The sequence below is a fragment of the Kitasatospora sp. NPDC057518 genome, from assembly GCF_042802075.1.
In the GTDB taxonomy this organism is placed as follows: domain Bacteria; phylum Actinomycetota; class Actinomycetes; order Streptomycetales; family Streptomycetaceae; genus Kitasatospora.
This window is the reverse complement of the sequence record NZ_JBHVEU010000419.1, coordinates 1-7836: the sequence shown is the minus strand read 5'-3', so window position 1 is coordinate 7836 and position 7836 is coordinate 1. Positions and strand designations below refer to the sequence as shown.

The following is a 7836-nucleotide window of genomic DNA, read 5'->3' as shown; positions in this document are numbered from 1 at the left end:
GTGCCATGGCACGGACAGGCCCTGGACCTGCGGCAGGCTGCCGGCGACGGTGAGGCCGAGGGCGCGTTCCTCGGCATGGTCCGGCGCCGGGACGGGCCCTCGGTCCCCGTCACGGCGCTGCTTCCTGATCCGGAAAGATCCCGGGGAAGGCCCGGGGCGGCGTCAGTAGATGAGGACGTCCCAGTGGCTGCCCTCGTTGCAGTACAGGTTGCCCGACGCGGCCTGCCACTGCGGGTAGCCGTCGCCCCGGAGGCCGATGTAGGTGAAGCTGTTCTGGACGTAGCTGTCGATGCAGGAGCTGCGGGCGATGTCGACCTTGTAGCCGTTGTAGTGGCTGTAGGTGCCGGAGGCGTGGCCGACCTCGGTGCCGCCCGTGATGTTGATGGCGCAGCCGCTGGCCTGCTTGAGGGTGATGACGGCGCTGACGGTGCCCGAGTTGATCTGGTCGAACGAGGTGCAGGTGGAGTTGGACCTGGTGGTGCAGCCCCCGCTGGAACTCCACGTGATGCCGGCGCCGCTGAACTGGCCGGCGGCCGCGGACTGCGACAGCTTGGTGCCGCTGGCGCCGGCCGTGGGCGCCGAGAGGGCGAGGCCGGCCAGGGCCAGGGCGACGACGGTGGCTGCGGTGCGTGGCTTCATCTGCATCTCCCGGTGAGGATGGTGTGCATCCGACTCGACCCCCGCCCTCCTGCCGCGCCTCGCTGGGAGGGCGGGAGGTCCGGCGCCGGGCCGACGGAACCGGCCCGGACGTAGGGGTCGTACGCAGTGCTGTGACGCGACAGTGCTCCGGCACGAGGGCCGACCGATCCCTCCGGCGCCACCGCCCGCCGCTCCCGGGAAACGGGGGGCGACGGGCTTCGAGCGCCGGCATCGGACCAGGATGCCCCATCGTTGTCTATGCGAGTAGACCCCGGGCTGTGAATTTCGCGTGACCGGGAGCGGCCTTCAGTGCGTCGAAACGCTCAGGCGAGCGGTCCGGCGGAGTACGGTGTCGCGGCGTCGGCGGACGGGAGGGCCGACGGCGAGGAGGCCGACGGGCGGCCGCCGCAAGTGCCCGCGGAGTACAGGGCGTTGGAGGTCCTCAGCATCGCGGCATGGTCCGACAGGTCGTACCGGTTGATCGAGGTGGCGAACTGCCGCTTGCCGGTGACCTCGCCGACCAGCAGGGTGTTGTAGCCGGGGATGCCGCCGTCGTGTCCCCAGAACTCGCCGCAGGGCGTGGACAGCCGCTGGAGCCCGAGGCCGTAGCCGGCGGCCGCGTTCGGGCCGCTGGTGTCCTTCATCGCGGCGAGTTCGGCCGGGCCGAGCAGCTGCCCGCCGAGCAGGGCGGCGATGAAGCGGGTGAGGTCCGCGGTGGTGGAGATGCCCGCCCCGGCGGCGGACGCCATCGACGGGTTGAGCAGCGTCACGTCGGCGGGGCCGGTGGGGAGCTTGTAGTAGCCGTGCGCGTGGGAGCCGGGGATGAAGGGCGAGTAGAGGGGCATCGAGGTGCCCGTCAGGCCCAGTGGCCGGATGATGCGGCGGTCCACCTCCTGCGCCCAACTGCGCCCGGTGAGGCGCTCGATGATCATGCTGATGAGCACGTAGTCGGTGTTGGAGTAGTGCCAGCCCTGACCGGGGGCGAAGTACGGCGGGTACTTGTTGGCGATGTCCACGAGCTGCTGCGGCCGGTAGGACGTCCAGCGCCCACCCGCCAGCCACTGCCGCAGTGTCTCCTCGTTGCTCGCGTCGAACGCCGGGTCCTCGGTGAAGTCGTGGATGCCGCTGGTGTGGTTGAGCAGTTGGCGCACGGTGATGCCGGCGCCGTTCGGGACCACACCCGGCAGGCGGCTCTCGACGGAGTCGTCGAGGCCGATCCGGTGTTCCGCGACCAGTTGGAGGACTACCGTCGCGACGAAGGTCTTGGTGACGCTGCCGATCCGGAACCGGCCGTCCGGATCGGCGGGCGCACCGGTGGCCAGGTCGGCCACTCCGGCCGCACCCTTCCAGACCGTGGAGCCGTTCTCCCGGACGCGGGCCAGTGTCGCCGCCGCACCGCCCTCCCGCACCATGGCCCGGACCGCCGCGTCCAGGGCCGCCCCGTCCGCCGTCCGCTCACCGCCCGCCGCCGCCACCCGGTGGGGCGCCGCCGGGGCGCCCGCCGCGCCGGCGGCCGGGGCCAAGGCCGCCAGCAGGCCCGCACCGGCGAGCGCGACGACCGCCGACCGCCCGACCGGGCGCCGCCACCGTCGACCCTTCGAGCCGAGTCTCCCGCGCCTCGGATCCGCCGTCCCGTCCGCCATGCCGTCCTCCCGAAGTCGACCGACCGAATGTGATCAACACCCGTCACAACAAAGACAGTTGACAGAGTGTCAGTCAGCAGCTTTACGAGGCGTCCACCTCAGGTCCGGAGCATCTCCGTCCCGGGACCCATCTTCCCGTCCGGAGGACTCCACCTCAGGTCGAAGGCCGCCCCCGACGGATCCCTGAGGCCTCGGTGGATCGAGTGGCCGGCAGCCGGGATAGGGGCTGGCGCACGCCGTCCACCTCGCCCTGGTGGTTCACCCTCACGGGTGAACTACGGGCCCATCCGGCCCTGTGACCAAGCCGGGGCCGGGGAGGCGCCGAAGGCCGGGAGGAAGCGGTCCGGCATTCGGCCGGGCCGACGAGCCGAGACGGGACATGATGGCCAGCGAGCACATCGACACCCGGCTGCTGGAAGAACTCGCCGAGCAGTCAGAGGACTTGAACAGTGACGCGCTGCGGGTCACCCGCACCGCGCTGACCGACTTCGAGCAGGGGGCCGAGCCCGCGCGCCGCTGGTGGCAGCGTGGCACGGCGCTCGCGGGCCTGGCGGGAGCGGTCGGCCTGGCCGGCCTGACCCGGGCGGCGGCCTCCCCGTCGGCGACGGCCTCCGGGGACGACATCCGGGCGCTGCAGACCGCCGCGTCGATCGAGAACCTGGCCGTGGCCGTTTACCGGGCCGCCGCGGGCCTGCCGTTCATCAAGGACGGCAACCGGACGGTGGCCGCGTTCATCGCCAGGACCACCGAGCAGCACCAGGCCCACGCCAAGGCCTTCAACACCGCCGCGACCGCCGCCGGCGGCAAGGCGCAGAACGACCCCGACCCGAAGTACAAGGCCGTCGTCGACCAGGCGCTGCCCACCCTCAGGACCCCGGCGGACGTGGTGAAGCTCGCCATCACCCTGGAGGACGTCGCCGCGCAGACCTACACCAGGAACGTCGGCCAGGTGGGCAGCGCGGACCTGCGCAGGCTCTTCGCCTCCGTCGCCCCGGTCGAGGCCCAGCACCGCGCCGTCCTGCTGGCCGTGCAGGCGCTGCTGGCGGGCGACGCCGCCGACCTGGTGACCATCCCGGTCGACCCGGCGAAGCTGCCCGCCGCGGCCGGAAGCGTGGGCTTCCCCGACGCCTTCCAGACGACCGAGAACGCCTCCCCGATCGCCGAAGGGGCTGTGAAGTGACTGCCGACCGTACCTGGGAGCCCGCCGTCGGCGAGGCCGAACTCACCCGTCTGACCCGGGAGATGAACGAGGCCCACCGGGCAACCCTCCCGGCCATGCGGGCGACCGCCCGCGAGCTGGTCGCGGACATCCGCGCCACCGGGCGGGTCGACGTGGGCCGCCGCCGCTTCCTGCTCGGAGCGGGCGGGGCCGCCGCCGGCCTCGTCCTGACCGCGTGCTCCAGCAGCCGGAGCCGCACCAACCCGGTCCCCGGCAGCGGAGCCTCCACCACGCCGGCTTCGGCCCAGGCGTCCGGGAGGTACACCGGCGATCTGAAGGTGGTGGCCCTGGCCACCGCGCTGGAGAACCAGGCCGTCGGTGCCTACCAGGCCGCACTCGACGCCGCGAAGGCGGGCAGGCTCGGTGCCGTCCCCCCGGCGGTGGCGACGTTCGTGACCGCCGCGATGGCCCAGCACGCCGACCACGCCAAGGCCTGGAACGCGGTCCTCACCGGTGCCGGCCTGCCCGCGATCACCGGCGTGCCGCTCTCCAACCAGCCGGAGACGCTGGCCGCGCTGGGCAAGGCCGCCTCCGTCGGCGACGTTGCCGAGCTCGCCCTCCGGCTGGAGGACCAGGCGGCCCAGACGTACCTCTTCGCGGCCTGCAACGTCGCCAGTCCCGCCGGCATCGCCACCGCTGCCGGTATCGCCCCCGTCGAGGCCATGCACGCCGCGATCCTCAACTTCGTGCTCGGCCGGTACCCCGTTCCGGACGACTTCCTGCCCACCGACAAGGCTGCCGCGCCCACCCTGCTCACCGTCTGACCCCCCAGCAGGCGCGCGCCCGGCGATCCGGACCGACACCCCCCCGGCCCCGGCGGGCGCGCGCCCCATCCCGACCGGTGCCGATCGACCGGTCCTGCCCGCCGCTCGGCCCAGGAGGCCCTCATGCATTGCTACCGTTCGCACGGCAGGCCCGGACGGTCGCAGCCGGCCGGATCCGACAACGGCCGCGGAGGGAGGCGGGGGTGAGCGCCGTCGTGTACCTTCCCGCTCCCCGCTTCCGCGGCCCGGATCTGAAGGAACTGGTCGCCAGGACGGCGTTCGGCGACCAGGAGGCGTTCGCCCGGCTGTACGACGCGGTGGCCGGCCCGGTGCTGGGCCTCGTGCTGCGGGTGCTGCGGGATCCGTCGCAGTCGGAGGAGGTCACCCAGGAGGTGATGTTCGAGCTGTGGCGCACCGCGGACCGGTACGAGCCGCAGCGCGGAGAGGTGATGGCCTGGGTGCTGACGGTGGCCCACCGACGAGCGGTGGACCGGGTCCGGGCCGCGCAGGCCGCCACCGAGCGGGACCAGAGGGCGGCCGCCCGGGCGCGTGTTCCCGCGTTCGACGAGGTCGTCGAGCAGGTCGAGGGCCGGCTGGAGCGCGAGCAGGTCCGCCGATGCCTGCGGTCGCTGACGGAACTGCAGCGTGAATCGGTCACCCTGGCGTACTACCGGGGGCACACCTACCCTGAGGTCGCCCGGCTGTTGGGCATCCCGCTCGGCACCGTCAAGACCCGGATGCGGGACGGCCTGATCCGCCTGCGCGACTGCCTGGGAGTGGGATCATGAATGCGGTACCCGATGCGCACACCCTCACCGGTGCGTACGCGGCGGACGCGTTGCCGGACGGGGACCGCGTCGCGTTCGAGCGCCACCTCGCCCAGTGCCCGGCCTGCGCGCGGGAGGTCTCCGAGTTCCAGGTGACCCTGGCGCGGCTCGGGGCCGCCGAATCGGTGGAGCCGCCGCAGGAGCTCAAGGCGCGGGTCATGCGGGGCATCGGCCACGTCCGCCAGCTCCGGTCGACGGCCGGGCCCGCGGCGGCGCGACCGCGGTACACGTCGAGCCTGGCACGGCAGTGGCCCAGGGTGCTCCTGGCGGCGTGCCTGGCCCTGGCCGCGGGGGCCGGTGCCATCGCGGTGCGACAGCACGGTGAGGCGGGCCGGGCCCAGGCCCAGGCGAGCCGGCTGCGCGACCAGCAGGCGGCCGTCGCGAGCCTGCTGTCCGCTCCGGACGTGCGCACCTCCACTGCGGTCTCCGGCCCGGCCGCCGCCACGGTCGTGTGGTCGGCCGGCCGCGGGCAGGCCGCGTTCCTCGTCACCGGCATGCCTGTCCCGCCGCGGGGGCGTGCCTACGAGCTGTGGTTCGACGATGGCGGCACGATGAGGCCGGCCGGCCTGCTGCGGGCCGGCGACGGGCAGTTGCTGCTCACCGGGAGCATCGGCGGCGCCGGCGGGGTCGGCGTGACCGAGGAACCGTCCGGCGGATCGGACCACCCCACCGGGCGGCCCCTCATGATGCTGCCGCTCGCCTGATGACACCCCGATGGGTGCCGGAGGCCCCGTGACATCAAAACGTAACGCTTCCGTGGAAAGTCGCCAGGCGTAAAGTCTTCCCCAACTCCTGCTAAATCTGGCATGTTTCCCTCAATTCCCGTGCGATCCCCCTCACGTACGGTCTGAATCGGAGGATACGTGTCACCCCTGATATCCCGGCGGCTCGGCCGCCCGGCCGCAGCCCTCGCCGTGCTCTCGGCCATGGCGCTCGCCACCCCCACCGCGTTCGCGACCGCCGCCACCACGACCACCACCCCCACCGTCCCCGGCGCCGTCTCCGCGCCCGCGGCACAAGCGCCCGCCGCCCAGGCCCCCGCCGTTCCCGCCGCCGCGGGCAGCGCGGCGGGCTGGGCCGCCGGCACCCGTGCCTACCTGGTGATCAGCGCCCCCGCCGACATCGCCGCCGCCAAGGCCGCCGTCGCCGCCAAGGGCGGTACGGTCTTCTCGAGTTACGACCAGATCGGCGTCATCGTCGCCCACTCCACCAGCGCCGGCTTCGCCGCCGCGCTGCGCACCGTCACCGGCATCCAGCAGGTCGGCGCGACCCGCACCTCCGACGTGCCGGCCGACGCCTACAGCCCGGCGCTGCCCGCCAACCCGGCGCAGGCGGCCACCACGCTCACCGAGTCCAACCGCTGGGACATGACGCAGATCAAGGCCGACCAGGCCTGGAGCGTCAGCACCGGCTCGCCGTCCGTCAAGGTCGGCGTGCTCGACACCGGCGTGGACGACCAGCACCAGGACCTCGCGCCGAACTTCGACGCCGCCGACTCGGTCTCCTGCGCCTACGGCAAGCCCGACGCCCGCACCGGCGCCTGGCGGGACGTGGACACCCACGGCACCCACGTCGCCGGCACCATCGCGGCCGCGAAGAACGGCAAGGGCGTCATCGGTGTCGCACCGGGCGTGAAGATCGCCTCGGTCCGGATCGCCGAGCCGACCAGCACCCTGTTCTACGCCGAGAACACCGTCTGCGGCTTCGTCTGGGCCGGCGACCACGGCTTCAAGGTCACCAACAACAGCTACTACACCGACCCCTGGCAGTTCAACTGCCCGAACGACCTCGACCAGGCGGCCATCATCGAGGGCGTCAAGCGCGCCCAGGAGTACGCCGAGGGCAAGGGCTCGCTGCAGGTCGCGGCGGCCGGCAACGCCAACTACGACCTGGCCAACAAGACCACCGACACCGAGAGCCCGAACGACTCCACCAAGGTCACCCGGACGATCACCAACGCCTGCATCGACATCCCCACCGAACTCCCCGGCGTGGTGACCGTCGCGGCCACGGGCAGCGGCAGCGGCAAGGCCTCCTACTCCAACTTCGGCCGGGGCGTCATCGACGTCGCGGCGCCCGGCGGTGACGGTGCCACCGGCGTCTACTCGACCCTGCCCGGCGGCAAGTACGGCACCAAGAGCGGCACTTCGATGGCCTCCCCGCACGTCACCGGGGTGGCCGCGCTGATCGCGAGCAGCAACCCCTCGCTCACCCCGGCCGACATCCGGGCCCGGCTGGCGAGCCAGGCCAACGACCTGGCCTGCCCCGCCTCCGACAGCCGCTGCACCGGCACCACCGCCGACAACTCCTTCTTCGGCGAGGGCCAGGTCGACGCGCTGAAGGCGGTCGGCGGCGCCACCCAGCCCACCGGCACGTACTTCGAGAACACCGCCGACGTGGCGATCCCCGACAACACCACGGTGGAGAGCCCGATCACCGTCACCGGTGTCACCGGCAACGCCCCGGCGACGCTCAAGGTCGGCGTGGACATCAAGCACACCTACCGCGGCGACCTCGTCCTCTCCCTGGTCGCGCCCGACGGCACGGTCTACCTCCTGGAGGACTTCCCGAACAGCGACAGCACCGACAACGTCGCCAAGACCTACACCGTCAACGCCTCCGCGAGCGCGGCGAACGGCACCTGGAAGCTCCGGGTGAAGGACGGCGCCTCCGGCGACACCGGCACGATCGACGCCTGGAATCTCACCTTCTGATCCCGCGGTTCCCCGGCATCGGCGACCTCG

At 72.9% G+C, this 7836-nt stretch carries 7 protein-coding genes; 5 read left to right on the top strand and 2 right to left on the bottom strand.

The window, feature by feature from the left end:
- Window positions 1-162 precede the first annotated feature (162 nt).
- The gene (locus ACFU7Z_RS31745) at window positions 163-639 is read right to left on the bottom strand and encodes a hypothetical protein (protein WP_380781278.1); all 477 of its coding nucleotides are present in this window, start codon (window positions 637-639) and stop codon (window positions 163-165) included.
- 323 nt (window positions 640-962) lie between these two features.
- Window positions 963-2282 (bottom strand): serine hydrolase domain-containing protein, encoded by a 1320-nt coding sequence (locus ACFU7Z_RS31740; protein WP_380781276.1) that lies wholly within the window; start codon window positions 2280-2282, stop codon window positions 963-965.
- Window positions 2283-2661: 379 nt separating this feature from the next.
- On the opposite strand from ACFU7Z_RS31740, the gene ACFU7Z_RS31735 reads away from it, so the two are divergent.
- The 5 genes from ACFU7Z_RS31735 to ACFU7Z_RS31715 all read left to right on the top strand — a co-directional run bounded on the left by ACFU7Z_RS31735 (window position 2662) and on the right by ACFU7Z_RS31715 (window position 7806).
- Entirely contained in the window at window positions 2662-3462 is an 801-nt protein-coding gene (locus tag ACFU7Z_RS31735; RefSeq protein ID WP_074002863.1) for a ferritin-like domain-containing protein, read from the top strand.
- Entirely contained in the window at window positions 3459-4265 is an 807-nt protein-coding gene (locus ACFU7Z_RS31730) for a ferritin-like domain-containing protein (protein WP_380781274.1), read from the top strand. The genes ACFU7Z_RS31735 and ACFU7Z_RS31730 overlap by 4 nt, the downstream gene beginning before the upstream one ends.
- A 203-nt stretch (window positions 4266-4468) precedes the next feature.
- Window positions 4469-5053 (top strand): sigma-70 family RNA polymerase sigma factor, encoded by a 585-nt coding sequence (locus ACFU7Z_RS31725; RefSeq protein ID WP_380781272.1) that lies wholly within the window; start codon window positions 4469-4471, stop codon window positions 5051-5053.
- Window positions 5050-5796, top strand: coding sequence for an anti-sigma factor domain-containing protein (locus ACFU7Z_RS31720; protein WP_380781270.1), 747 nt, complete (start codon window positions 5050-5052; stop codon window positions 5794-5796). The genes ACFU7Z_RS31725 and ACFU7Z_RS31720 overlap by 4 nt, the downstream gene beginning before the upstream one ends.
- Before the next feature lie 210 nt (window positions 5797-6006).
- Window positions 6007-7806 carry a S8 family serine peptidase gene (locus ACFU7Z_RS31715; protein WP_380781280.1) on the top strand — a complete coding sequence of 600 codons (1800 nt, stop codon included), beginning with the start codon at window positions 6007-6009 and terminating at the stop codon, window positions 7804-7806.
- The last annotated feature ends 30 nt before the right edge of the window (window positions 7807-7836 follow it).

Coding starts and splice junctions, on each gene's coding strand:
- ACFU7Z_RS31745 (WP_380781278.1), bottom strand. CDS start 639: ATGAAGCCACGCACCGCAGCCACCGTCGTCGCCCTGGCCCTGGCCGGC.
- ACFU7Z_RS31740 (WP_380781276.1), bottom strand. CDS start 2,282: ATGGCGGACGGGACGGCGGATCCGAGGCGCGGGAGACTCGGCTCGAAG.
- ACFU7Z_RS31735 (WP_074002863.1), top strand. CDS start 2,662: ATGATGGCCAGCGAGCACATCGACACCCGGCTGCTGGAAGAACTCGCC.
- ACFU7Z_RS31720 (WP_380781270.1), top strand. CDS start 5,050: ATGAATGCGGTACCCGATGCGCACACCCTCACCGGTGCGTACGCGGCG.